This window comes from Meiothermus sp. Pnk-1 (assembly GCF_003226535.1).
GTDB lineage: Bacteria > Deinococcota > Deinococci > Deinococcales > Thermaceae > Allomeiothermus.
On sequence record NZ_QKOB01000010.1, the window covers coordinates 104574 to 130024 of the forward strand.

A 25451-nucleotide genomic window follows, 5' to 3' on the forward strand; every position below is an offset into this window, starting at 1 on the left:
TAGCACCTCGGGGTGGTTTAGGGGTCAGGCCATAGGCGCTCTTGTACCGCCCGCACGTTCTTGATCCGCTGGTCCAAGAGGCGGATCAGCTCGAGGCGGTCTCGAGGGCTTTCCACGAAGTCCAGCCGGTCGCCTTCCAATACCAGCTTCGGCGAGAGGGCGTAATCCCCGATCCACCCTTCATAGAGCCGATTTAGCGCTCGAAGGTAGTCGGTGGGGATGCGTCGCTCATACTCCCGGCCTCGCTTGGCGATGCGCTGTTGGAGGGTCGAAAGGGAGGCGCGGATGTAGATGAGCAAGTCGGGTTTGCGCAGAGCGGGAGCGATCCCCTCATACAGCTGCTGGTAGGTTTGCCAGTCGCGCTCGGAAAGGTACCCCTGACGGTAAAGGTTGCAGGCGAAGATGGCGGCGTCTTCGAAGACGGTGCGGTCTTGCACCACCCGCGGATGGCGGTTGACTTCCTCGAGGTGCTGCTTGAGCCGTTTGGCTAGGAAAAACACCTGCGAGTGGAAGGCCCACCGCCCCATATCGGCGTAGAAGTCGGATAGGTAGGGGTTTTCGTCCACGGCTTCGTAGACCGGGCGGAGGCCGTACTCCTTGGCCATCAGTGTGGTCAGGCTGGACTTGCCCGAGCCGATGTTGCCGGCGATGGCGATATACATAGATGCCGAGCTAGTTCCCGGTCGCCTGGGGGATCCCCCCTAAGCGCTGCTGCACCTGGCGGACGATCCAGTCTTGGTCCGCCTCGTCGTAGGCGTAATCGAGCTGATCGGCCTCGACGATCCATAAGGGGTGTGGGTAGGTGGCGAAGTGCCGGTCGTAGGATTGGCCCAGCTGCTCGAGGTAGCCGTGATCGATCTGCTGCTCAAAAGGGCGGCCCCGACGGCGGATGCGCTCCAGCAGCACCGGCAGCGGTGCCCGCAGGTACACGGTGAGGTCGGGGGTGGGGATGCGGGGGGAGAGGTGACGGTAGAGGTCGGCGTAGAGCTCCCACTCTGCCCCGCTGAGGTTCAGCGAGGCAAAGATAGCGTCCTTGTCGAAGAGATAGTCCGCCACCACCCCCCGGCTAAAAAGCGCCGGCTGGGCCAGCGGCAGGAGCTGTTTGTAGCGTGAGAGCAAAAAAAAGACCTGTACCTTAAAAGCGTAGCGGGTAGGGTCTTGATAAAACAGCGGTAGAAAGGGGTTTTCCTCCACCACCTCGAGCAGCCTTTCCGCGCCTAAACGTTCGGCTAGCAGCCGAGCAAGGGTGGTCTTGCCCACCCCGATCACGCCTTCGATCGCGATATACATGTCGGCTATAGGCTATCGGCTGAAGGCGAGGAGCTCAAGACTTGACACGAACGGGTAAAGGCCCAAGTCCCCTAGCGCCGGGCGATCATGGTCAGCGTTATTTCGATCTTGCGCCCCTCGCGCCAGACGATGAGCTTTACCCGGTCGCCGGGGCGGAAGCGAGCGATGGTCTGGGTGACCTCGGCCTTGTTCTTCACCGCCTTGTTGTTGATGGCCAGGATGATGTCGCCTAGGTTGACCAGCCGGCCCCGCGCATCGCGCTGCGCCGCCCGCAGCCCCGCGTTGGCTGCGGGGCTACCCCGCTCGATCTTGTCGACCATGCTGCCTTGGGATGAGACCAGCCCCACCCCCCGCAACAGCAGGGGGTCCAGATCTCCCAGGTCCACCAGGCTGGCCCCTAGCCAACCGCGCTGGGGCACCCCGAAACGCTCGAGGTCTTGGATGCTCTGGCGTACCAAGTCGGCGGGTATGGCTACCCCGTAGCCACCGATCCCGCTGGCCCCGGCCAGCACCGCGTCCATCAGGCCGATCACCCGGCCCTGCAAATCTAGCACCGGGCCGCCGGAGTTGCCCTGCTCGGTACGGGAGTCGATATACAGCACATCCCCTATTTCTTGGCCGACTTCAGGGTTGTCCGATGCGGCAGAGAGGGGAGCGATGCCGGCCAGCATGCCGGTGGAGGCCAGATTGCGCTGCCCAAAGGGGCTGCCGATGACCAAAACGCTCAGCCCCGGAGGGAGGCTCTGCGAGCTTCCCCACGCCAAGGTGGCCGGGGCCACCACTCCTCGCACCCCCAGGATGGCCACGTCAATACCGCGATCAAGGGCCACGATCTCCGCGGGGAATTCGCGGCCATCGTTAAGGGTTACGCGCAGGTCGCGTAACCCGCTGACCACGTGGTAATTGGTTACGATCCGGCTGGGGCTATAAAAGAAACCGGAACCCGTGACGGGGCCTTCGTTGCCGGTGGTCGGGTCTTGGGCGATTCCCTGGACTAGCACCACTCCCGGCAGGCTGCGGCGCAAGACCTCGACCCGGGCGATCTCATCTGGGGTGGTGAGCCGGGGGGTTGGCTGGGCCAAGGCCCACCAGGCCGCCGCGGCTACCACAGTGGCGAGCGCGAAGGGGAGCAGGGGAATCCGGTGCATCTCGATCACATTACTTCGGGGGCATTAAGACCCAACAAAGTGAGCCCCTGGTTAAGCGTTTGTTTAAGGCTCTTGACCAGTTCGAGCCGCACCCCGCGTAAGCCCGTGGGGGCGCTGAGCACCGCTGTGGCCGGCTTTCCCTCGGCGGTTTTGGCGTTGTAGTAGCCGTTCCAGGCGGCCCCCAAATCCAGCAGGTATTGGGCCAGGAGGTGGGGGGCCCGGCTGGCGGCGGCTTCTCGGATCACGTCGGGGAAACGCAACAAAGCTTTAGCTAACCCGACTTCGTAAGCGGTAGCCTGGGTGTAGTCGGGGGCTTCGCCCAGTACTCCCTGCTCCTCGGCTTTGCGCAGGATTGAACTGGCCCGGGCGTGGGCGTACTGCAGGTAAGGGCCGGTGTCGCCTTCGAAGGAGAGGGCCTGGTCGTAGCGGAAGTCGATCTGCTTTTTGGGCTCGGTCTTGACCATCGCAAAGCGCACCGCGCCCACCCCGATCTGCTCGGCGGCGGTCTGGGGGTCTGGGTGCGAAGGGTTTTTCTCGGCGATGATGGCCCGGGCGCGCTGTACCGCTTCGTCCAACACTTCGTCCACCGACACCGTGATGCCCTTGCGCCCGGACATCTGTTTGCCCTCGAGCAGCACCGTCTCGTACGCCAGGTGGTAAGCCCCTTCGGCCAGGTCGTGCCGTCCGGCCACCTCGAGCCCGGCCCGCACGATCATCTGGGGGTGGGACTGGCGGACGTCGATGACGTTGATGGTCTCGCTGGCCCCGGTGTGCTCCTGGAGATGGCCGGAAGGGGTGCTGGTGTACATCAGGCGGCCCGGGGTGAAGGCCGGGTAGTCCCCCGGATAGGGGTCGAACCTGAGCCCCTGCAGCAGCCCCATCTTCCACATCTGGAAGGCGATGTCTTTGGCGTAGTAGGTGCTGGCTCCATTGGAACGCACCAGCACGAAATAGGGGTCTTCCAAACCGGGGATGATCGCGCTGGCGTCGATGACCAACGCCCCGGCGTATTTGCCCTCGCTCGGGCGCAGCACGTAGGGGCTTTGCTCGAGGATGGCCAGCGCTTTGTGCAACAGCCCCTCGCGCACGAGGTCCGATTCCCACACCAAGAGGTCGTAGCGGGCGCCCAGCCGCAGCATGGTTTCGAGCTGGGCCCGCAGGATCTTGTCCACCTCGGCCCGCAGCTCTCCGGCCTCCAGCCGGTGCAGCACCTGAGCGATCTGGGGCTCGAGCTGGGCTTTATTGGCCTCGTCTTCCAGGTCGCGGTGGAGGCGCACATAAGCCTCGCCCACCCAGTGGTCGTACTTCTTGGAGCCGTCGTAGACCAAGCCGTAGTGCTGTAGGGCGAAGAGCGAGTCGGCGGCCTGCCGCCCGGTATCGTCGATATAGTTGAGGACTTCCACCTGGCGCCCGGCGTAGCGCAGGATGCGCGCTACCGCGTCTCCCAAGCAGACATTTCGCAGGTGGCCGACGTGGAGTTCCTTGTTGGGGTTCACCGCGGTGTGCTCGACCAGCACCTTGCCCGGTTGGGGAGGGAAGGGCTCGAGGGGCCGAGTCGCTGCCTTGACCAAGTGAGCCGGGTCCAGCTCGAAGTTGAGGTATCCCCCTACCGCGAAGGCCCGCCGCACGAAGGGAGGGAGCTCGAGCCGCTGGACGATCTCGAGGGCGATCTGGGGCGGAGCCTTGCGTAAGGTGCGAGCCAGCGTAAACGCCACCGGGGAGCCGTAGTCGCCCTCCCTGCCGGGTGGGGTCTCCTGAAGGACGATCTCGGGCAACTCGTCTACGCCCAGGCTGTGTAGGGCCTGGGCGAGGGCGGACTTGAGGGGGGCTAAAACCTCCTGCATCGAGCGAACATCGTATCAGAAAACCCCTCTCTCGCTATACAGCCTGCTATCGCGGCGGGCAACAAGCAAGCCCTTTGCGCGTTGATGGAGGGTGTTCGCCGGGTATCTTTTCACCTACACTTAAGGAACATGGAACTGGCCGACGACCGCCTCACCGAAGCCCAGCGCCGAATCCACCAGCTGCGCGAAGAGATCCGCTACCACAATTACCGCTACTATGTTCTCGATGATCCGGTGATCTCTGACGCCGAGTACGACCGGCTGTTAGGGGAACTGAAGGAACTCGAGGCCCGCTACCCAAAACTCATCACCCCCGATTCTCCCACCCAGACCGTGGGGCCCGGTAAGATCGAGACCAGTTTTGCTACCGTTACCCACCCCACCCCGCTCTATTCGCTCGACAACGCCTTTGGCCCCGAGGATATACGGCTTTTCGAGGAGCGCATCGCCCGCGGCCTGGGGATGCCGGCCCCTTTCACCTACACCCTCGAGTACAAGATCGATGGCCTCTCGGTGAACCTCTACTACGAGGAGGGAACCCTGGTATGGGGGGCCACCCGGGGCAACGGCCAAGTTGGGGAGGACGTGACCCTCAACCTGATGGCCGTGGAGGGGATCCCCTACCGGCTCCGGGGGGCTCCGCCACGGCTTGAGGTGCGGGGGGAAGTCTACTTGCCCATCGAGGCCTTCCTCAGGCTAAATGCTGAGCTCGAGGAGCAGGGTTCATCTCCCTTCAAAAACCCCCGCAATGCCGCTGCTGGGTCCTTGCGGCAAAAAGACCCCCGCGTCACCGCCAGGCGCGGGCTCAAGGCTGTGCTGTACTCCATAGGCCTGGGCCTGGCCGAGTCCGGGGTACGCTCGCAGGGCGAGTTGCTAGAGTACCTGAAGCACCGGGGCTTCGCTGTGGAGCCGCACTACCAAAAAGCCGTGGGCTGGCGCGCCGTAGAAGAAACCTACCAGCAGATGCTCGCCAAGCGCCGCCAACTCCCCTATGAGGCCGATGGAGTGGTGGTCAAGCTGGATGATCTTCGCTTGCAAGCCGACCTCGGTTTTACCGCCAAGAGCCCGCGCTGGGCCATCGCCTACAAGTTCCCTGCGGAGGAGAAGAGTACCCGGGTGCTGGGGGTGGAGTTCACCGTGGGCCGCACCGGGCGCATCACCCCGGTGGCCAACCTCGAGCCGGTGGAGATCGAAGGCTCCACGGTCTCGCGGGTGGTGCTGCACAACGAGAGCTACCTAGAAGAACTCGACCTGCACTATGGGGATCAAGTGCTCATCCACAAAGCCGGGGGGGTGATCCCCGAGGTGCTGCGGGTCCTCTCCGAGGCACGGCCAGAAGGAGCGGTCAAAGTCACTTACCCCACCCGCTGCCCGGAATGCGGTACGCCGCTGGTGCTCGAGGGTAAAATCCACCTCTGCCCCAACCCGCTCTGCCCGGCCAAGGCCTACGAGGCTATCCTGCACTACGCCAGCCGGGGAGCCATGGATATCCAGGGTCTGGGCGACAAGCTCGTGGCCAAACTGCTGGCCGAGGGGTTGGTTCGCGACCCCAGCGATCTCTACCGGCTCAGCAAGGAGCAGTTGGTGGGCCTCGAGCGTATGGGCGAGAAGAGCGCGCAAAACCTGATCGACCAGATCGAGGCCAGCAAAGACCGGGGGCTCGAGCGGTTGCTTTTTGCTCTGGGTATCCCCCAGGTGGGCGCTACCTTAGCCCGCACCCTGGCGCGGCGCTTCGGGCATCTGGACCGGCTGCTTGCGGCCAGCGTGCAAGACCTCGACGACGTGGAGGATGTGGCCCTGCCCACCGCCGAGCGCATCTATCAGACCCTGCACCAAAAAGACATGCTAGCCTACATCGAACGGCTGCGGGCCGCCGGGGTGAGCTTCGAGGCCAAGGAGAAACCCCAAGGAGATAAGCTCAAAGGGCTTACCTTCGTGCTCACCGGGGAGCTTTCCCGGCCCAGGGAGGAGATCCTCCGCCGCCTGGAAGCTTTGGGTGCCAAGGTTTCTTCGTCGGTGAGCAAGAAAACCAGCTATGTGGTGGCGGGAGAGGGGGCAGGGAGCAAACTGCAAAAAGCCCGGGAGTTGGGGGTGCCAGTGCTCGACGAGACCAGCCTGGAGGCGCTTCTTTCGCGGCGCTAGCCGGGTGGCGCTTCTTTCGCGGCGCTAGCCGGGTGGCGCTTCTTTCGCGGCGCTGGCGGCACAGCCGGTAGGATAAGGGCCTTTACTTGCACTCGAGCGTGCTGCACAGGTGATAGTTGACGCTTGCCCCGTAGTCTCCGGCCTTGTCGAGGTCCTGCTGGCGCAAAGAGAGCTTGAGGTACACCACATCTCCTTCGCGGTAGAAGGCCTTGCCGCTGGCATCGGCGCGGAGGGCGTCCAGGCTGGCGACCGGGGTGCTCGGGTTGTACTGCTCGCTGAAGTAGTAGTTGCGGTAGACCCAGACCGGCCCACTAGGAACCGGAACCCCCACGATCACCCAGGAGCCCGCCGTGCCTGCTGGGAAGCTGCCATCCGGGAGGCGGCGGTAGTTGAGCCCTACCCGGAGCTTGGCGCTGCGGTTGGCGGTACCGAAGTTGACCCGGTAGGTGTAATCGTTGGCACTCGAGTCCCCCCGCTTGGCGATCAGGCGGGTCTCGAAGTAGGTATTCGGCGCGCTCAGCCCGTCGCGGGGCGTGCCCCAGAGCTTGGTCTGGGGGCCGGCGTCGCGGGTGACGGTGAGGGGGCTTGAGGGGTCGGTCCCGGCTAGGGCAGCGGGGCTGGCTTGTTCGTTGCTGATGGAGAGGGTGGCGTAGAGGTTGGCCGGGCCACAGACGTAGGCGTTCCAATTCGGGTTCAAGGAACAATTGCCGTTCACCAGGAAGTCGTTCTTCACCACCACCGAACTGCCTGCAGCGCCGCTCACACTGCCCGTGGGATCGTAGAACACCGCCGAGCGGTAGCCGTCGTGGGGGTCTTCGCGGTTGTTGATGGAGTCGAAGCAAGGCTCCGGGGGGTCGTCGTAGTTGACTGGGTTGGCGTTGTCGAAGGTGACGTTTTGGATGAAGTTCTGCCCGCTCAGGCCGAAACTGGTCCAGCGCAAGGTGCCGATGGCGGCGTTGCGGGTGGTGATGGTGGTCTTAGCGCTGCCACAGTACACCTCACGCCGCTGGGTTCCGCTGAAGTTTCTAAACACCGTCCCGCTGGCCCCCACGTGGCCGTCATAGTGCTCGAAGCCGACTAGGCCGGTGGTCCACAACCCGCTGATCTTGGTGAGGTTGTTGGCGCTCTCTCCCACGATGAGGCCCCCCTCGAGGTAGCTGAGGTTGGAGGCGAAGGTGGCCCCGATGGCGTTATCGGCCAGCTTGGGGTTCACCAGCTTGTGATACGTCCCGCGCAGCCACACTCCTCGCCTCCCGTTTTTGTAGGCCACGAAGTCCTTAAACTCGGCCCAGACCCGGGGATTTTTGCTGGGGTCGTTCTCCAGGTTTCCGCTCGAGCTGGTCAGGCTGGGGTGTTGCCGGGGGTCAAAGCTGGTGGTCTCGTCGTCGAGCTGAGCCGGGGCGTTGTGGTCCTTGCAGGTGTTGCGCGAGGCGGTGTTGGCACAGAGGTTGCTCTTGAGGCCCGAGTCCACGAATAGCCCGTCGCTCATGTTGGAGTGGGCCACGTTGCCCTCGAACCCCGCCAGAGGGGTGCGGCGGGGATAGATGGTGTCCATCCAGGTGAGGTTTTGGGTGCCCCGCCCGAAGGGGATGGGTCGGTAGGGGAGGGCGTACCAGAAGCCTACATCGGCCTCCACCGCCACGTTGCCAACGATGGGGTTGTCGGGGTTGGTGATCCAAAAGGCCGCGGGCTCGCTATCCGAAGGGATCAGCCGCTCCTCGGGGCTGCTCTTGAGCGGACGCACCAGCACCGCTAGGTTGCCCTGGAGGGTGTTCTTGACCTCGGAGCCCTCCTCGAGGAAGAAGCAGTGGCCCAGGGTGTCAAAGGCCACGTTGTGCTCGACCAGGAGCTGGTTGGTGCCGTGGATGACCAAGCAGCGGTTAAAGCTCTCGCGGATCGAAGAGTTCTTCACATAAGAGCCCTCGCCCTGGTCGGAGACCTGGTGGAAATGCACCGGGTAGCGCCCGAAGGTGCTCTTTTGCCCCATGTTGCGGAACTCGACCCAGTCGAAGCGGGCCTGCGAGCCCGCCATGATCATCACATGCCCACCCTTTTGGTAAGCGGCGCTGGCTGGGTCCTTGGCTTTCTCATCGCTGCGCACCACGATATTCCGCGAGAGAAGCCCCACCTCGGCGTACTCCGGGACCTCGTTGGCCTCGGCCCCCCAGTGGGCGAAGCTGAGCGGGCGCTCGAGTTCGACCGAGGGGCCGTTTACTGCCCTGACGATGGCCTTTTCGCTGCGGGGATTGGCCGGGTTGATGCCCGCCGCCCAGCCGTAGTGATCGGTGGAGGTGATGACGATCTCCGCGCCGACCGGCCAGTCCACCGGCTGCGCCAGGGTGATCGAGGTAGCGCCCTTGACGGCGGTGACAGCGAGGCGGGTCCAGCTCGGGTTGAGCGGTCTGCCGTGCATCTCCACCACCCCGCCCATCACCGCCAGGGCTTTGGCCCCCATCTTTATGCCCATGTGCTCGAGGTTGTCCTGGGGGTTGTTGCTGGTCAGGACGATCTCGGCCTGGCCGGGGAAGGGATGCTCGGCGGTGCCGATCTCGAGCCGCCCGCCGTGCACCATGATCCAATCCGCCTGGAGCACTAGCTTCTCCCGGGCAGACGGGTCGAAGATGAGGCTCCCTTCTACCGTCAGGCTGCGCAGGGGGGGAGGGCTTTGGTCCAGGATGGCGGTGGTTCCCGAGGGGATGGTCACCTGCGCCCCTGCCCGATTCCACTCCGGCTGCGCCGACCATTTCACCGTTTGGACCTTGGGGGGGGATGGCTGATAACAGGCGGTGATGAGGAGGGCCAAGGCGATACCCAGGCTTAGGGGCAGCAAAATCCTCCAAAAACAAGCTACCCGTGCGCTGAGGTGTAATTTCATGAGATCTCCTCCGTCTGCTCGCTCGGATTTTAAGCAAGGCCCCCGGCCTCGCAGGGCCAAATTGCCCATGGATTAAGCCTTGGTTAAGCGGTATGCCCCGAAGTTCGAACCCCATCCCTCTCATCCGACAGGGGTATACTTCCCGAGGTATGCGCACCGTGCTGGGCAGACCTTTTTGGAGTCTGTGGCTCTTGTGGCTGGGATTCTCTCTGGTCTGGGCACAGCCGCCGGGAAGCTCCTCCCAGGCGCAAGGGGTCTACCTCGAGGGGCGCATCACCCACCTGGGCAGCCGGTCCGCCACGGTGGATCTGGGCGGCGGGCGCAGCGTAGAAGCCGAGTTTCCGGTTTCCGGCCCGGAGGGGTTTCACATCGGCCAGCGGGTGGTCCTTTACCGCCTGCTCAGTTACCGTTTGGTTCACCCGGATGAGCCTTCCCGGCCGGGAGATCGGCCGGGAAGGGTGCTCGAGTCCAGCCTTCCGCTGGTGCGGGTGGCTTTCCCAGACGGCAGCATCCGGGAGGTTGCAGCCTCACCCCAGGAGGCCCGGGCGCTGCGGGTGGGGCAGAGGGTGTGGATCCGGCAGGTGGAGGGGCAGGCTTTTTTGGTCGAACCTTTTCGTTTGGGCTACCTGTATGCACTGCTGGGGATTTTCGTACTGGCGGTGCTGTTCCTGGGACGAGGGAAGGGCCTACGGGGGTTGATCGGTACCGCAGCGAGCCTGCTGGTATTGGTCTACGGGGTGGTCCCGCTCATCACCCGGGGGGCTAACCCCCTCCTGGTCACCTTTGCCGGGGCTTTTGGGATCCTCTTGCTCTCGATCTACTTTGTCCACGGGGTGGGCCGCAAGACCACCGCAGCCCTGCTGGGAACGAGCCTGGCGGTGGCGGTCTCGCTAGGGCTGGCGGCTTTGTTCACCCGCTGGATGGGGTTCACCGGCCTTACCTCGGAGGAAGCTTTCCTGGCCCGCTTTGCCCTGCAAAACCTGGATCTGGTCTCTCTTTATCTGGCCGGGGTAGTGGTGGGCGCGCTGGGGGCCCTCAACGACGTGACCGTGACCCAGGCCTCGGTGATCCAGGCCCTGGCCCTGGCCAACCCGCGCTACTCCTTGCGCGAGTTATACCAGCGGGGGATGGCGGTGGGCTTCGACCACATCGGGAGCCTGGTCAATACTTTGGTGCTGGCCTACAGCGCGGGTTCTTTGCCGCTGATGCTCCTGATCCAGCAAGGGGATACCCCGCTGCGCTTTTTGCTCAACCAGGAACCCTTCATGGCCGAGTTCGTCTCGATGCTGGTGGGCTCGCTGGGCTTGGTGCTGGCCGTTCCCTTCACCACCTTTGTCGCGGCGAGCTTCTTCCACGGCGGGAGCGTTCGCTATATCGAGCAGCGCTGGCCCAAACCCCAGCGTGAGGGGCGTTCCTGGGTCCAGGATATGCTCGAGAAGGACGAACCCGAGTAAGCTCTGGGGGGTATCTATGGTGAGCTGCAAACAACGCATCCCTGTGACGGTGATTGGTGGATTTCTGGGGGCGGGGAAGACTACCCTAGTCAACCACCTGGTAGCCCAGGGGGGAAGGCGTTTCGGGGTGATCGTCAATGAGTTCGGGGAGACGGGCATAGATGGCTCCCTGATCGAGAACGTGGACGCCGAGGGGATCGCCGAGCTTTCCAATGGCTGTCTGTGCTGTGTGGGCCGTGACAGCATGGTGGATGCGATGTTCCGCCTCGCCAACCGCCCTACCCCGCCCGAGTACCTTTTGGTGGAGCTCTCTGGTCTGGCCGACCCAGTACCGGTGGCTCAGACCCTCCTAGACCCCTCCGTGCGGGCTAAGTTCGAGCTGGATGGCATTGTAGGGGTGGCCGACGCCCGTAACCTTGAGCAGACCCTCTCCGACGTCCCCGAGGGCGCGGTGCAACTGGCCTATGCCAGCGTGGTGCTGCTCAACAAAACCGATCGGGTGGAGGCGGCGGGGCTCGAGCAGGCCCGGCGCATCCTGGAGGTCATCAACCCTTTGGCGGAGGTGTACCCGGTGCAGCAGAGCCAGGTCGAGCCAGCCCGGGTGCTCGGAATCAAGGCCTTCGGTTCCGGCTGGCAACTGCAACGCCACCCCCACCGACACTCTCCCAGCCTCCAGACCTTTACCCTCGCCGCCGACCGACCCCTGCACCGCGGTCGGGTCAACGCGTTCATCGACCGCTACCTGGTCTCCCGGCCCGCCCAGGTGTTCCGGGCCAAGGGCTTGCTCTCGGTAGAGGGGATGACCCAGGAGGTGGTGTTCCAGGGGGTGCGGGAGATCTTCAGCCTAGAGCTCAGCGAGCGCCCGGCTACCGGCCTGTCGCGGCTGGTAGTGATCGGGCGGGGGCTCGAGGAGGAGGAGTATCGCCAGGCCTTCGCGCGGCTGGCGGGGTGAGTTTGGCGTAAACCCCTGCTGGACAAAGCGTGGTCAAGGTTCTATACTCAGCATTCGGGCTTAGGCCCTGCTCGAGGGTGGCCGAGGAGTAGCGCAGCCTGGTAGCGCACCTGGTTCGGGTCCAGGGGGTCGGAGGTTCGAATCCTCTCTCCTCGACCAACATCGCGTCCAACTGCACAAGTTGGACGTCTTTTTGTTCTCCCTTGGCCTGGGGTCTGGTAACTCAGATGTCATACGTCTAACGTCAAAGAAGGGAATCTACCCCTAGGTGTACGAGCTTTGCTCGTCCCGCCAGGGAATCTATCCTCCGGGTGTACGGAGTTTGCTCCGTCCCGAGACGCTTCCTTCGCCGCCAGTAGGCGGGGTAGGGAATCTACCAAAAAACCCCCGCGTTTAGCGTCTGGCGTTTTGCGTATTGCGTATGACGTACGACGTACGACGTAGGACGTATACCAACATACCAACCCCACCCCAGCCCTCCCCTGCTAGGGGAGGGAGAGAGCATCCTGCGTATAGCGTACTTGCCCCCACCACCGAAAAGAGGTGGCTGGTGGGTGCTCGCTTCGGGTATCCTGACCCGGATGAAGCTTCAGATTCTCGGCGGAACAGCCCGGGGAGTTCGGCTCGAGGTTCCTGCCTCCGCCCGGCCCTCCCCGGTGCGCCTGCGCAAAGCCCTTTTCGACTACCTCCGCTCGCGCTACCCCCGCAGGGGGCGCTTCCTAGACCTTTACGCCGGGAGCGGAGCCATCGGGCTCGAGGCCGCCTCTGAGGGCTTCGAGGCCGTACTGGTGGAAAAAGATCCCCAAGCGGTGCGGATTCTCCGCACCAACGCCCTCAAGGCCCGCCTCGAGGTCCGCATCGAACCCCAGCCGGTGGAGCGCTACCTTGCGCTGGCGGCCCGCCGCGGCGAGCGGTTTACGGTGGCCTTTATGGCTCCGCCTTATCCCCACGACTTGCTCGAGGATTTTGAACGTTTACTGCAAGCAGACCTGGCTGCTCCCGAAGGTATCTACATCCTGCAACACCCTACCGAACTCTATCTGCCGCAAGGAGAGCGGCGGGTGTACGGAGCCAATGCCATCACGATCGTAGAGAGGCAATAGGTGCTTTTGGGAAGTGCGCCTGAGGCAAAAGTTGCAATCCTCACTCGAGCTTTTTCCGTCAACGACGGTCGCGGCAGCTGTAGTGCGGGCGGGGCTGCCTAATTGCCCGCTGCATGGCCGCTACCGGGAGTCAGCACCCGGGGGCCCGCCAGCTCCACCACCCGGTCGAAGCGGCCGTGCAGTGCCTCGTCCCCGTGCAGCACCACGACCAAGGCCTTTCCCGCGGTTCGGCGTAGGATCAGCTCGAGCACCCCCTCGCGGCTCTCGGGGTCCAGGTTGGCTAGGGGCTCGTCCAGGAGGTAGAGGTCGGCCTCTTCGCACAGCAGCGCGCCGACGGCGGCCCTCTGCCGCTGCCCCGAGGACAGGGCCTCCGGGCGGCGGTCTTCCAGGCCCTCCAGCCCCAGCTCCCGGCGGAGCCCGGCGTCGGGGACCAGCTCGCGTACCGCCAGGGGCGGCAGTTCGGGAGGGGCAGTAAGCGCGGCCACCCGCCCGGGCAGCTCCACCTCGCCCTCTTGGGGGGCTAAAGCCTGCGGGGGAAGCTGGCGGCCCTTGGCCTCGAGCCGGGGCACGTGATGGCCGCGCCCTGGTGGTAGCTTTCTTGCCCCCGTAGGTCAATATGGATGGGGAAAAGGGGGGCAAGATGCCCCCTTCCCCGTTCGTCAGAGGCGGTTGAGCCGCCTGACCTCGGCCTTCCCCCAGCCCTCGGCTTCCCGGCTGCACTTGAGCAGGTTTTCGGGCAGCTCCGGCAGGCGCTCCTTGAGCGCAGCGAAGGCCCGCTCGAGGCCCGTCCGCCGCATTCCCAGGTCGAGGGCCACCCGGCCTCCGAAGCGCCAGGCCGCCAGCCAGAAGGCCCAGGCGTTCTGCGGGGTGGGTTCTGCCCGGCAGAGCGGGCCATCCTTGAGCAGCCCGGCCTTTTCATCCAGCCCCAGCCGCTCCAGATCTGCCAGCCAGCCCTTCCACCCCTCCTCGGGGAGCCGCCGCGCCGGGCATTGCTCCAGTTGACAAAGCCAAAAAGCTGAGGTAAATTCGGGCTACAAAAACGATTTCGGAAACGATTTTTGCACGTCACCCACGCCATGTTGCCGAAAGGGGGTCATGAACACACGCGTCTCCATCCAGGATGTGGCCCAGCTCGCCGGGGTCGCCGTAAGTACGGTCTCCAGGGTGCTCAACGGCTACCGCGACGTGTCCGAGGAGACCCGGGCCAAAGTGCAGCGCGCCGTTGAGCAGCTTGGCTACCGGCCCAACCAGGCCGCCCGCACCTTCCGCACCGGCAAGACCCAGTCGGTCTCAGTCCTGCTGCCCATGATCGGCACCGACTTCTACAACCGCCTGATCAACGGCATCGACCAGGGGCTCGCCCAGCGCGACTACGACGCCGGGCTCTTCCCCCTGCTGAGCCCGCGCCGCCTCGAGCGCTACCGCAATCCCTCCGCTCCCCCCTACAACGCCGACGGCCTGATCCTGGCCTCGCTCAACCCTGACCGCCTCTTCGAGGGGGGCAGAATCCCCGCCGACCTGCCCACCGTCCTCGTCGACATCGCCCACTCCGCCTACGACAGCGTGACCGTGGACCACCTCGCAGGGGGCTACCTCGCGGGCCGGCACCTCCTCGAGCGCCCCGCCCCGACCTTCGTGGTCATGATCGAGGAGCGCTTCGACACCCCCTTCGCCAGCGGGGTCTTCCGCGAGCGCCTCAGGGGTTTCCAGCGGGCCCTGGAGGAGGGCTCGGTAGAGTTGCCCAGGGATCACATAATCACCGTCGAGTTCAGCTGGGATGGGGGTCGCCTGGCAGCAAAGGAGATCCTTCGCAGGCTCGACGGCCCGGCCAACATCTTCGCCACCTGCGACCTGCTGGCCCAGGGGCTCATTGACGAGTTTGCCCACAAGGGCATCGGGGTCGGGGGTGAGGTACGGCTGGTGGGCTACGACGATCAGCCCTGGGCTGAGGCCTACGGGTTGTCGACCGTGAAGCAGCCCATCGAGTCGATGGGGGGGCTGGCCGCGCGGCTACTGCTGCAACGGCTCGAGCGCCCCACCGCCGAGGTCACCCACCGGGTGCTCAGCCCGCGGTTGGTGGTGCGGGCGTCGTCCAGGGTCCAAGGTACAGGGGGGTGAGGCAGTTGTAAAACCTAACGCTAACGGCACCGAGAATCCGCTCCTCGCACATAAATAAATGCGCTGTTGAGAAGGAGAAAAGTATGAAAGCACACTGGCTCAAGGCGATCGCAACCGCTGCCCTCGCGCTCCTCAGCCTGGGCACGGCCTAGAAACTCACCTTCTGGCACTACTGGGACGGGGCCAATGGGCAGGTCCTGCAAGGCCTCATCGAGCGCTACCAGAAGGAGCACCCGGGGGTCACCATCGAGGCGGTGTTCGTACCCGGGGGCGAGCTGTTGGCCAAGCTGCAGACCGCCATCACCGCCCGGCAGACCCCCACCATGGCCATCTCCGACCTGGTGGCCATGCCCCTGCTCACCCAGAGCGGCGCGCTGGCCCCGCTCGATGACTACATCCGCCAGAGCAGCCTCAACCTCGCCGACTACTTCCCCGGCCCCCTGGTCTACGGGCTCTACCAGGGCAAGCGCTACAGCCTGCCGGTGAGCGCTTCCAACCTGGGGCTGTTCTGGAACAAGAACCTCTTCCGGGCTGCCGGGCTCGACCCCAACCGCCCCCCGCGCAACTGGGACGAACTCCTGCGCTTTGCCAAGCAGATCAAGGAGAAGACCGGCAAGTGGGGTATAGAGCTCTTCACCCAGGGCGGCGAGGGCACTACCTGGCAGACCCAGGTGTACTTCTGGGGTGCGGGGGCCGAGTTCCTCAATGCTTCCAACACCGCCCCGGCCTTCAACTCACCCCAGGGGGTGCGGGCTCTGCAGTTCCTGGTGGATCTGGTGCAGAAGGAGAAGGTAGCTCCGGTAGCCCCCTGGGGGCTGTTCGGACGGGGCGAAGCCGCTATGGTGATGGACGGCTCCTGGATGACCCAGTTCTTCCCGCAGCAGGTCAATTTCGAACTGGGTGCCGCTCCCTTCCCGTATCCCGCTGGTGGACGTCCGGCCACCAACATGGGCGGCGAGCAGATCTTCATCTTCCAGAACGCCGACGCGGCCACGGCCAGGGCCGCCTGGGACTTCATCAACTGGTTCAGCAGCACGCCCGTACAGGTGGAGTGGGACCGGGGGACCGGCTTCCTCCCGGTGCGCCGCTCGGTGGCGAACGACCCGGCCTACCGGGCCTGGGTGAGCAACGCCCGCCCCCTCATGCGGCCCTTCGTCGACTCGATGGCCTTCGCCAAGCCGCGCCCGCCGGTGGCCCGCTACCCCCAGATCTCGGATATCTTTGCCAAATACGTGCAAGAAGCCCTGCTGGGACGGCTGAGCCCCAAGGAAGCGCTGGACCGCGCGGCCCAGGAAGTCACGCCGCTGCTGCGCTAACCCTGAGGAGCCTGCGGTGAACGGGGTTCGCCTCCAGCAAACGCCTTCCAGAGCCTCGCGGTGGGGGCGAACCCTGGGCGAGTGGCCGGCTGCCCTGTTTTTCCTGCTGCCCACGGTGGCGGTGCTGGGTACCTTCAACTTCTACCCAGCCCTCTACTCGCTCTACCTCTCGCTCTTCGAGTGGAACGGCCTCTCCCCGACCCGCGAGTTCGTGGGGCTGGCCAACTACGCGCGGCTGCTGGCTTCTGGGGAGTTCTGGAACTCGCTGCGGGTCACCCTGCTTTACGCGGGCGGGGTGACCCTCTTGGCGCTGGCCCTGGGCCTGGGGGTGGCGGTGCTGCTCAACCAGCCTATTCGGGGGCAGGCCCTCTACCGGGTGCTCTACTTCCTGCCGGTGATCACCCCCACCGTGGCCAGCGGGGTGGTGTGGAAGTACCTTTTCGACCCCACCCAGGGGGTGGTGAACCGGGGCTTGGGTGGGGTAGGAATAACCGGCCCTTCCTGGCTCAGCGACCCCTCCTGGGCCCTGGTGGCGGTGGTCGTGGTGGGGGTGTGGAAGCGGGTGGGCTTCAACATGGTGGTCTACCTGGCGGCCCTGCAGGGCATCCCAAGGACCTACTATGAAGCAGCCCAGCTCGACGGGGCCGGACCCTGGCAGCAGTTCCGCCACATCACCCTCCCCCTGCTCGCCCCCACCACCTTCTTCCTGGTCGTCACCGCCCTCATCGACGCCTTCCAGGTCTTCGACCTGGTCTACGTGATGACCTCGGGCGGGCCGTTGGGGAGCACCGATGTGCTGGGCTACTACCTCTACCGGCAGGGCTTTCGCTACAGCGAGCTGGGCTTCGCCTCGGCGGTAGCCTACGTGATGTTCGCCCTGATCTTCGCCGTGACCGTGATCCAGTTCCGCCTAACCCGGGGAGGTCAGGGGAATGGCTAGGTCTTTGAAGGCCGTGCTGACCCACCTGCTGCTGGCAGGCGGGGCCTTCCTCTCGGCCATGCCCTTCTTGTGGATGCTCACCACCGCGCTCAAGCCGGAGAGCGCCCTGTACCAGCCCCCTCTGCTGTTCCCGGTGCATTTCCAGTGGGAGAACTTCGCCAAAGCCTGGCAGGCCGCGCCCTTCCCCCGCTTCTTCCTCAACAGCGCGGTGATGACGGTGGGGATCGTGTTGGCCCAGACCCTCTTCTCGGCCATGGCCGGCTACGCCTTCGCCCGGATGCGCTTCGCGGGGCGGGATCTGCTGTTTTTCTTCGTGCTGGGCACCATGATGATCCCTTTCCCGGTGACCCTCATCCCCAGCTTCCTGGTGGTGAACTGGCTGGGCTGGATCGACACCTACAACGCCCTCATCGTCCCGCGGGCGGTCTCGGCCTTTGCCATCTTCCTCTTCCGCCAGTTCTTCCTCTCGCTGCCCAAAGAGCTCGAGGAGGCCGCCCTGATGGATGGGGCCGGGCGTCTGACCATCTTCTTCCGCGTCGTGCTGCCCCTGTCCACCCCGGTGATCGCGGCCAGCGCGATCTTCTCCTTCCTCTTCGCCTGGAACGACTTCCTGTGGCCGCTCTTGGTGACCAACTCCCCGGACATGCGCACCGTGCAGGTGGGCCTGGCCATGTTCCAGGGGCAGTACGGGGTGTTCTGGACTTTGCTTTGCGCTGCTGCCACCATCGTCACGCTGCCCGCCGTCCTGGCCTTCCTCGCCGCGCAGCGGCAGTTCATCGCCGGCATCACCAACACCGGCCTCAAGGAGTAGCCCGTGCAGATCCCCGACTGGGTTAAGGACGCTATTTTTTACCAGATCTTCCCCGAGCGCTTCAAAAACGGCGACCCCGCCAACGACCCACCCGGCACCGAGCCCTGGGGAAGGGCCCCCACCCGCGACAACTTCCTCGGGGGGGACCTCGAGGGCGTCATCCAGGGCCTCGATTACATCGCCGACTTGGGCTGCAACGCCCTCTACCTGACCCCCATCTTCAAGGCGGCTACCAACCATAAGTACGACACCCACGACTACTTCCAGATTGACCCCCACTTCGGCGACGACGCCACCTTCGACCGGCTGGTGGCCGAGATCAAACGGCGGGGGATGCGGCTGGTGCTGGATGGGGTGTTCAACCACTGCGGCGTGGGCTTCGCGCCCTTCAAGGACGTGCTCGAGCAGGGCGAGCGCTCACGCTACCGCGACTGGTTCACCCCCTACAGCTTCCCCCTCCAGCCCGAGCTGCCCAACTACGCCACCTGCGGCGGGGTGGGCTATTTGCCCCGGCTCAACACCAGGAACCCCGAGGTCGAGGCCTTCGTGCACAAGGTGGTGTTCTACTGGTTGGAGCGCGGCATCGACGGTTGGCGCATGGATGTGGCCTACGAGATCGAGACCCCTTTCTGGCAAAGACTGCGGCAGGTGGTGAAGGCGCGCTACCCCGAAGCCTACCTGGTGGCCGAGGAGTGGCGCGACCCCTGGCCCTTCCTGCAGGGCGACACCTTCGACGGGGTGATGCACTACCGGCTGCGCGAGCTGCTCTTCGACTTCTTTCTCAAGAACGCCCTGGCCGCCGATAGCTTTGCCCGGGCCCTCACCCTGCTGCGCGAGCGGCTGCCCGAGGGTTCGGAGTGGGGAATGCTGACCCTCCTGGGCAGCCACGACACCCCCCGCGTCCTCACCGAGTGCGGCGGCGACCGCGAGGCCGTGCAGCTCCTCTTCACCTTCCTCCTCACCTACCCCGGCGCCCCGATGCTCTACTACGGCGACGAGAACGGGATGGAGGGAGGTAACGACCCCGACTGCCGCCGCCCGATGGTCTGGGAGCCAGAGCGCTGGAAGCCGGAGGTCCGCGCCGCCGTGCGCCAACTGCTGGCCCTGCGCCGGGCGCACCCCATGCTGCGGCGGGGCGCCTTTGAGATAGCCTACGCCGAGGACCGGGTGTTCGCCTTCTACCGGGTGCTGGGCGGGGAACGGGCGCTGGTGGTGCTCAACAATACTCGGGTACCCCGTGAACTTGCTCTACCGGTAAGCTTTCCCGAGGGAACCCGGCTTGTTGAGGTCCTGGGTTGCCGGACGTACACAGTGGAAAACGGCCGTATCAAGTTCACCCCCATGGAGCCCCGCAGGGCGTGGGTGCTGCTCGAGGCCGGGCGCCTGGGTACTGATCTCTCTGCAACCTAAACGGCCCCGCCCGCGGAGGGGCGGCTTCATCAGCCTCCTCCGCCCGGGCGCTATCCTGAAAGGTGCATGGGCGCCGAGCGCAAACCCCCGCTCGAGGCCTACCGCCGCAAGCGGGACTTCGGCCGCACCCCCGAGCCGGCCGGCGAGGCACGAGGCGCCGCGGGGCCGCCGATCTTCGTCGTCCAGAAGCACGCTGCCTGCAGCCTGCACTACGACTTCCGCCTCGAGGTGGACGGGGTCTTGAAGTCCTGGGCCGTCCCCAAGGACAAGCGCCTGGCGGTCATGGTCGAGGACCACCCCTTGGGCTACGCCGATTTCGAGGGAGTGATCCCGGCGGGGCAGTACGGCGGGGGCACCGTGCTGGTGTGGGACCGGGGCACCTACCGCAACCTGCTGGCCGAGCGGGAGCCGCAGCTGTCGATGCGGTAGGCTCTCGAGCGGGGGCGCGTGGAGGTGTGGCTGGAGGGCCACAAGCTGCGGGGCGGCTACACCCTCGTCCGTTTCCGGCCCCGGGAGAACCACTGGCTGCTGATTAAGACGGACGACCCCAAGGCCAGCGCGCAGCGCGACCCAGTGCGCGACGAGCCCCGCTCGGTGCTGAGCGGCCGCACGCTCGAGGAGATCGCCGCCCGGCGGAAGCGGTAGGGCAGCGGGCCAGGGCCACGGAGGCTCTCGTGTACCTCAACAACAACGCGGCGGCCTGCGTGCTTACACCTCCAGGAGCGGGCTCGAGCTGTGTGCTCTGAGGCCCGTGGACGGGGCAGAATAGGCCATAGGAGGCTGCATGGGGAGCTTTGCCTTCCAGCACTCCGCCGGAGGGGTGGCGGAGGCCGGGTCCTCCTGATCCGGACGCACGGCCGCTGATCTGCCGACTTGGGTCAGGCCCGCCGGCCCTAGGCGCCCTCGAGCGCTCCCCGCCGCAGGTCCAGCTCGGCCCGCAGGACGATTTGCATGGCGTGGGACCACAGCAGCGGGTGGGCGGGGGCACCCCACTGCCGGGTCCAGTAGTCCAGGAAGCGGGGGTTGGTGCTGGGGACCGCCACCTGCTCGGGCAGCAGCCCCTGCCCGTCGCGCCGGGCCTCCACCCAGGCGTAGAGCTCCTCCGCGCGCCGCAGGTCGCCCGCGCGGGCGTGGTACCAGCCCAGACAGGCGGTGAGCAGCACCCAGGCCCCGGCGCCGAAGTAGGTGTCCGCGGCGTAGCGGATGAGGCCGCCCTCCCGCAGCAGGCAGCGCTCGATCTCCTCGACCGTCGCCCGCATCCGGGGGTCGTCCTCGGTCACCAGGCCGAAGGGGGTGGAGACCCACAACAGCGAGGCGTCCACGGCCGGGTTGCCGATGAACTTGACGAAGCGCCCCTCGAAGACGCACTCCTGTAGCACCACCTCCCGCACCGCGCGGGCGGCCTCGAGGGCAAAGGGGAAGTAGCGCCCCATCGCCTCGAGGCCCCCGTAGACGGAAGCCAGGGTCGAGGTGTGCAGCCGGTAGGGGTTCTCCTCCCAGGCGTCGTAGCAGGGCTCGGCCCAGAAGCGGCTGAGGTAGCGGGTGGCGAGCTCGGGGGGCAGCGCCCCGCCGAGGCCGGCCAGGTGCTGCCCCAACGCCCACAGCCACTGCCCGTAGCCGTCGAGTTGGGTGTTGGGCCAGCCGTCGTCGAGCCAGTCCCCCTCGAGGCTGAAGCGGGTGGGCAGCAGGTGCTCGGGGGGGATCGCCTCCCCGCGCTCGGCCCGCGCCAGCAGGGCCTCGACGTGGGGGCGGTGGGCCTCGAGGGTGCGCGCCACCCAGCGGTGGAAGGCCCGGGCCTGCTCGCGGGCGCCGGCCAGGTCGGCCGCGTGGGCGGTGAAGGCCCCGTCGCGCAGCCAGCAGTGGGGGTACTGCGAGAAATTGGGGCTCGCCGGGAAGGCGCCCGAGGGGTGCTGGGCGCCGAGGATGACCCGCAGGTCGCTGTGCATCGTCATGCCGCTACCCTTTCAGCCCCGAGACGGTCACGCCCTCCACCACCCAGCGCTGGGCGAGGAGGAAGACCACTACCATCGGGATCACCGCGATCACCGTCCCCGCCATCACCAGGTTCCACTGGGTCTGGCCGGGGTAGAGCCCCTGCAGCGTGGCCAGGGCCAGCGGCAGGGTCATGAGCCGGGGGTCGTTGACGATGAGCAAGGGCCACAGGAAGCTGTTCCAGGAGGCCATGAAGCTGAACACGCCCAGGGTGGCCAGGGCCGGGCCCGACAGCGGAAGCATCACCCGGGCGAAGGTGGTGAAGGTGCTGGCCCCGTCGAGCACGGCGGCCTCCTCGAGCTCCCCCGGCAGCGCCAGGAAGAACTGGCGCATCAAGAAGGTGCCGAAGGCGCCGAAGAGGGCGGGGACCACCAGCCCCCAGTAGGAGTTGGTCCAGCCCAGGGCCTTGACCACGATGAACAGCGGCGTCACCGTCACCGCGAAGGGCACCATCAGCGTGGCGAGGTAGGCCGCGAAGAGCAGGTCGCGCCCGGCGAAGCGGAAGCGGGCGAAGGCGTAGCCCGACATCGAGCTCACCACGAGCTGGCCCAGCGTGGTGGCCGCCGCCACCAGCAGGGTGTTGAGGAAGACCCGGACGATGGGGAAGCTCCGGGCCACCTCCCGGTAGGCCTCGAGGGTTGGCTCGCGGGGCAGGAGCTCGGGCGGCAGGCTCAGCACCGCGCTGGCGGGCTTGAGCGAGGTCGAGAGCATCCACAAGAAGGGCAGCAGCATGACCACCGCCCCCAGCCCCGCCAGCAGCGTCAGCCCCCAGCGGGCCCAGTCCGGCCGGGCGCGCCGCCCCGCCGCCCGCCCGGGGCGCCGCAGCGTCACAGCGCCCTCCGCTACAGGCGGGTGAGCGCCCAGGAGCTGAGGAAGATCAGCGCGAAGAGGAACCACGACATCGCCGCCGCGTAGCCCATCTGGCTGTAGGAGAAGGCGTTCTTGACGATGCGCTCCACCAGCACCGTCGTCGCCCCGGCCGGGCCGCCGCCGGTCATGACGTAGACCTGGTCGAATACCTGGAAGGAGTTGATGAGGCTGACGGTGAGGGCGAAGTAGAGCGCAGGGGCTAGCAGGGGCAGCGTCACGTAGCGCAGCCGCGCCGCCCCGCCCGCCCCGTCGATGGCGGCGGCCTCGTAGTACTCGCGCGGGATGTTCTGCAGCCCCGCCAGCAGGATCGCCATCACGAAGCCGATGTCCTTCCACACGCTGGTGAGCACCACCGCCGGCATGGCCCAGCCCGGGTCGAAGAGCCAGGCCGGGCCCGCCACCCCGGCCAGGCCCAGCAGGTGGTTGACCAGGCCGTAGCCCGGGTTGAGCAGCCACTTCCACACCAGCGCCACCGCCACCCAGGCCGTCACTACCGGCAGGAAGTAGACCGCGCGGAAGAAGCCCCGCCCGGGGATGCGGGCGTTGAGCGCCAGGGCCGCCCCCAGGCCGCACAGCATCACCAGCGGGATGTAGCCCAGCAGGAAGCCGAAGGTGTGCCGCAGGGCCCGCCAGAACTCGGGGTCGGCCCACAGGGCGCGGAAGTTGGCCAGCCCCACGAACTCGGGCGGGGTGAGCAGGTCCCAGCGGGCGAAGGCCAGGCCCAGCGAGGCCAGGATGGGCCCCATCACGAACAGCGCCGTCCCCAGCAGGCTCGGCCCCAGGAAGAGGGCCAGGGTGAGGGTGCGCCGCCAGCCGCGCTCGTACACCCTAGCCCTCCCAGCCCCGGGCCGCCTCGAGCAGTTGCCCCAGCCGGGGGCTGTCGGCCCGGACGAAGACCGGGATGCGCTCCAGCGGCGCCGGCACGCTCAGGCCCCGGCCGCCCGTGAAGCGGGCGCCGGACCACAGGTAGACCCACTCCCCCGGCGGCAGCCGCACCGCCCGGCTCGAGGCCCCCTTCTCCACCACCGGCGCCACCAGCAGGTCGCGGCCGAAGAGGTAGGCGTAGGGGTCGCCCGCCAGGAAGTCGTGGGCCTGGGGGTAGGCCAGGGCGGGGTAGCGCATCAGGGGCAACCCCAGCGCCGCAGCGGCCTCGGCGTGGAGGTAGTCGAGCAGGCGCATCCTCAGCCGGGCGTAGCGGCGGAAGACCTCCAGCGCCCGCGGGTCGCCGTGGCGGGCGGCGACGTTCCAGGGGCTGCGGTCGCGGTCGTCGGCGGAGGCGTGCAGCTCGGAGTGGTACTGCATCACGGGGCAGAAGGCCGCCATCGCCGCCGAGCGCAGGTAGAGCTCGGCGGTGGGGATCTCGCCGCTGAAGCCGCCGATGTCCCAGCCCCAGATCGACACCCCGCACACCCCCGCCGACAGCCCGGCCAGGATCGAGGCCTTGAAGGCGCTCCAGGTGCTGTTCTCGTCGCCGGCCCAGTGGGCGGGGTAGCGCTGGGCGCCGGTGTAGCCGGCGCGGGAGAAGGTCAGGCTGTCGCCGGGGCGGCGCTCCTGCAGAAAGCGGTGGTAGGCGCCGACGTAGACGTTGGGGTAGGCGTTGTAGAGCTCCAGGCCGCGCCGCCCGTCGTGCGCGCGCAGGTCGCGGCCCCACAGGTGCTCGCCGCCGTCGGTCTTGAAGCCGTCGATGCCGAGCTCGAGCAGGTGCTCGCGCTTGGCGAACCACCACGCACAGGCCTCGGGGTTGCTGAAGTCGAAGACGTGGCTGTCGGTGAACCACCAGCCCTTGTTGCGGTAGGGGGTGCCGTCGGCGTTCTGGATCACGAAGCCCCGCTCGAGGGCGTAGGCCACATCGGCGTCGTGCTGGGGGTGGGGGTGGCCGGCGTGCTTGAGCACCGGGATCTGCCACAGCAGCACCCGCACGCCGTGGCGGTGGCACTCCTCGATGAGGCCCTTGGGGTCGGGCCAGCGCCCGCCGAAGCGGAAGTCCTGCGCGTGCAGCGCCCCCGCCCCGTCGGTAGGGGTGTACTCGGCGTCGTTGAAGACGTAGAAGGTGGTCTCGTCGCTCCAGGCCTCCAGCACCAGCACCGTCGCGGGGACCCCCTCCTCGAGCGTGCGTCGCAGCACTGCCTCCGCCTTGGCCTGCGAGTTCCAGGTGTTGGCCGAGATCCACGGGCCGAAGGCCCACTTCGGCGGCACCGCCGCAGGGCCGGTGAGGCGCACGAAGGCCCGGGTCACGCCGTAGGGCTCCTCGGCCACGATCACGTGCAGCGGCAGGGTCGCGGCGGGGGCGGGGAGCTTCTCGAGCGTGAGCGTGCCCGCGCCGAGGTCGAAGTGGCTGGGCTCCTCGGCGGCCAGCCACAGCCCGTAGCCGGCCGAGGAGAGCAGGAAGGGCACCGGCAGGTAGGTGCGCGGGCCCTGCTCCTTGTACTCCTCGTAGACCCGCACGTCGTAGCGCTCGCCCGCCTCGAGGGCGGTAAAGCGTTCGCCCAGCCCGTAGAGGCTCTCTCCCGCCCTGGGCGTGAGGGCGCAGCGCAGCCGGGTCACCCGCCCGTCCTCCAGCGCCAGCCAGCCCAGCCGCGCCGAGCCGCGGTAAGCCCCGGCCGGCCCGCGCACCTCCAGGGCCAGCGTGGCGAGGTCCAGCCGCACCTCCACCCCCTCCGCTGCCACCCGCAGGGCGCCGCCGGCCTCCTCGGCCGTGCAGGGCAGGCCCTCCAGGGGGGGCGGCTCGAGGTCCCCCACGCGGAAATCCGCCCGGCACACCCCGGCCAGGGGGAAGCTCAGGGCCAGCGTGGCGCGGGCCCCCGCCTCGCCCGCGAGCTCGAGCCGGACCTCGCCGGGCCCGGCGCGCACGCCGAGGCAGCGGTCGGCCTCGAGCCAGCGCCCGACCTCGAAGCAGAAGGGCGCGCTGTGCCCGGCGGCGGTGGCCAGGGTGTAGGTGTGCCTCCCCGAGACGGCGGCGCCGAGGTCGGCGGTCCAGTAGCCCTCGCCCAGGGGCTGGGCCTCGAGGCGCTCCCCAGCGAAGAGCACCCACGCCTCAGCCACGTCGGGGTCGGTGCGGAAGCTCACCTGCACCCGCTCGCCGGGCTCGGGGTCGCGGGGGGTGCGCTCGACAGGGAGCGGGCGATAGGGGTCGTCGTGGCCGTTGGGCAGGTGCAGGATCATGCTCCTCCTTGGGGGCCGGGGAAC

The 25451-nt window shown here is 66.8% G+C and carries 21 protein-coding genes, 1 tRNA gene and 1 pseudogene; 12 read left to right on the plus strand and 11 right to left on the minus strand.

Annotated elements, in window-relative coordinates:
- Window positions 1-17: 17 nt before the first annotated feature.
- The 4 genes from DNA98_RS13270 to DNA98_RS13285 all read right to left on the minus strand — a co-directional run bounded on the left by DNA98_RS13270 (window position 18) and on the right by DNA98_RS13285 (window position 4282).
- The gene (locus DNA98_RS13270) at window positions 18-662 is read right to left on the minus strand and encodes a deoxynucleoside kinase (protein ID WP_110531498.1); all 645 of its coding nucleotides are present in this window, start codon (window positions 660-662) and stop codon (window positions 18-20) included.
- A 10-nt stretch (window positions 663-672) separates the two neighbouring features.
- The gene (locus DNA98_RS13275; RefSeq protein ID WP_110531500.1) at window positions 673-1290 is read right to left on the minus strand and encodes a deoxynucleoside kinase; all 618 of its coding nucleotides are present in this window, start codon (window positions 1288-1290) and stop codon (window positions 673-675) included.
- A 71-nt stretch (window positions 1291-1361) separates the two neighbouring features.
- Window positions 1362-2438 carry a S1C family serine protease gene (locus DNA98_RS13280; RefSeq protein ID WP_110531548.1) on the minus strand — a complete coding sequence of 359 codons (1077 nt, stop codon included), beginning with the start codon at window positions 2436-2438 and terminating at the stop codon, window positions 1362-1364.
- Between the two features lie 5 nt (window positions 2439-2443).
- On the minus strand, window positions 2444-4282 hold the full coding sequence (locus tag DNA98_RS13285) for an arginine--tRNA ligase (protein WP_110531502.1): 1839 nt from the start codon (window positions 4280-4282) through the stop codon (window positions 2444-2446).
- A gap of 129 nt (window positions 4283-4411) precedes the next feature.
- Here DNA98_RS13285 and ligA point away from each other — a divergent pair, with 129 nt between their 5' ends.
- Complete coding sequence (ligA, locus tag DNA98_RS13290) at window positions 4412-6424, plus strand: NAD-dependent DNA ligase LigA (RefSeq protein ID WP_110531503.1); 2013 nt, start codon at window positions 4412-4414, stop codon at window positions 6422-6424.
- Window positions 6425-6506: 82 nt separating this feature from the next.
- Here ligA and DNA98_RS13295 read toward each other — a convergent pair whose 3' ends face one another.
- Complete coding sequence (locus tag DNA98_RS13295) at window positions 6507-9299, minus strand: G8 domain-containing protein (RefSeq protein ID WP_233493211.1); 2793 nt, start codon at window positions 9297-9299, stop codon at window positions 6507-6509.
- Between the two features lie 149 nt (window positions 9300-9448).
- On the opposite strand from DNA98_RS13295, the gene DNA98_RS13300 reads away from it, so the two are divergent.
- From DNA98_RS13300 to DNA98_RS13315, 4 genes are all read left to right on the plus strand, one after another.
- Window positions 9449-10753, plus strand: a complete 1305-nt coding sequence (locus tag DNA98_RS13300; RefSeq protein ID WP_110531505.1) for a YibE/F family protein — start codon at window positions 9449-9451, stop codon at window positions 10751-10753.
- 16 nt (window positions 10754-10769) lie between these two features.
- On the plus strand, window positions 10770-11705 hold the full coding sequence (locus DNA98_RS13305) for a GTP-binding protein (protein WP_110531507.1): 936 nt from the start codon (window positions 10770-10772) through the stop codon (window positions 11703-11705).
- An 82-nt stretch (window positions 11706-11787) separates the two neighbouring features.
- Window positions 11788-11864: transfer RNA gene (locus tag DNA98_RS13310), tRNA-Pro, on the plus strand.
- Window positions 11865-12286: 422 nt separating this feature from the next.
- Window positions 12287-12808, plus strand: a complete 522-nt coding sequence (locus tag DNA98_RS13315) for an RsmD family RNA methyltransferase (RefSeq protein WP_110531509.1) — start codon at window positions 12287-12289, stop codon at window positions 12806-12808.
- 98 nt (window positions 12809-12906) lie between these two features.
- On the opposite strand, the gene DNA98_RS13320 is transcribed toward DNA98_RS13315, so the two are convergent.
- Together DNA98_RS13320 and DNA98_RS18150 are read right to left on the minus strand one after the other, a co-directional pair.
- Window positions 12907-13377 (minus strand): ATP-binding cassette domain-containing protein, encoded by a 471-nt coding sequence (locus DNA98_RS13320; protein WP_233493212.1) that lies wholly within the window; start codon window positions 13375-13377, stop codon window positions 12907-12909.
- 90 nt (window positions 13378-13467) lie between these two features.
- Window positions 13468-13623 (minus strand): hypothetical protein, encoded by a 156-nt coding sequence (locus DNA98_RS18150; protein WP_233493213.1) that lies wholly within the window; start codon window positions 13621-13623, stop codon window positions 13468-13470.
- 280 nt (window positions 13624-13903) lie between these two features.
- Between DNA98_RS18150 and DNA98_RS13330 the strand changes: the two genes are divergently transcribed.
- The 7 genes and pseudogenes from DNA98_RS13330 to DNA98_RS18160 all read left to right on the plus strand — a co-directional run bounded on the left by DNA98_RS13330 (window position 13904) and on the right by DNA98_RS18160 (window position 20048).
- Window positions 13904-14926, plus strand: coding sequence for a LacI family DNA-binding transcriptional regulator (locus tag DNA98_RS13330; protein WP_110531511.1), 1023 nt, complete (start codon window positions 13904-13906; stop codon window positions 14924-14926).
- A 194-nt stretch (window positions 14927-15120) separates the two neighbouring features.
- Window positions 15121-16242: pseudogene (locus tag DNA98_RS13335) on the plus strand (ABC transporter substrate-binding protein); the annotation flags it as partial.
- Window positions 16243-16258: 16 nt separating this feature from the next.
- Window positions 16259-17182 (plus strand): carbohydrate ABC transporter permease, encoded by a 924-nt coding sequence (locus tag DNA98_RS13340; protein ID WP_110531513.1) that lies wholly within the window; start codon window positions 16259-16261, stop codon window positions 17180-17182.
- Entirely contained in the window at window positions 17175-17993 is an 819-nt protein-coding gene (locus DNA98_RS13345; RefSeq protein ID WP_110531515.1) for a carbohydrate ABC transporter permease, read from the plus strand. The genes DNA98_RS13340 and DNA98_RS13345 overlap by 8 nt, the downstream gene beginning before the upstream one ends.
- 3 nt (window positions 17994-17996) lie before the next feature.
- The gene (locus DNA98_RS13350) at window positions 17997-19403 is read left to right on the plus strand and encodes a glycoside hydrolase family 13 protein (protein WP_110531517.1); all 1407 of its coding nucleotides are present in this window, start codon (window positions 17997-17999) and stop codon (window positions 19401-19403) included.
- Window positions 19404-19469: 66 nt separating this feature from the next.
- Complete coding sequence (locus tag DNA98_RS18155; RefSeq protein ID WP_217349690.1) at window positions 19470-19832, plus strand: DNA polymerase ligase N-terminal domain-containing protein; 363 nt, start codon at window positions 19470-19472, stop codon at window positions 19830-19832.
- A gap of 18 nt (window positions 19833-19850) precedes the next feature.
- Window positions 19851-20048 carry a hypothetical protein gene (locus DNA98_RS18160; RefSeq protein ID WP_217349691.1) on the plus strand — a complete coding sequence of 66 codons (198 nt, stop codon included), beginning with the start codon at window positions 19851-19853 and terminating at the stop codon, window positions 20046-20048.
- 248 nt (window positions 20049-20296) lie between these two features.
- Here the strand turns inward: DNA98_RS18160 and DNA98_RS13360 are convergent, their stop codons facing one another.
- The 4 genes from DNA98_RS13360 to DNA98_RS13375 are packed head-to-tail and all read right to left on the minus strand — an operon-like array spanning window position 20297 to window position 25427.
- Window positions 20297-21355: a glycoside hydrolase family 15 protein gene (locus DNA98_RS13360; protein WP_110531519.1), complete on the minus strand. Its 1059-nt coding sequence runs from the start codon at window positions 21353-21355 to the stop codon at window positions 20297-20299.
- Between the two features lie 4 nt (window positions 21356-21359).
- Window positions 21360-22226 carry a carbohydrate ABC transporter permease gene (locus tag DNA98_RS13365; RefSeq protein ID WP_233493214.1) on the minus strand — a complete coding sequence of 289 codons (867 nt, stop codon included), beginning with the start codon at window positions 22224-22226 and terminating at the stop codon, window positions 21360-21362.
- An 11-nt stretch (window positions 22227-22237) separates the two neighbouring features.
- A complete protein-coding gene (locus tag DNA98_RS13370) occupies window positions 22238-23092 on the minus strand; it encodes a carbohydrate ABC transporter permease (RefSeq protein ID WP_217349692.1) in 855 nt (284 codons plus the stop codon).
- A gap of 1 nt (window position 23093) precedes the next feature.
- On the minus strand, window positions 23094-25427 hold the full coding sequence (locus DNA98_RS13375; protein WP_110531521.1) for a TIM-barrel domain-containing protein: 2334 nt from the start codon (window positions 25425-25427) through the stop codon (window positions 23094-23096).
- Between the last annotated feature and the right edge of the window lie 24 nt (window positions 25428-25451).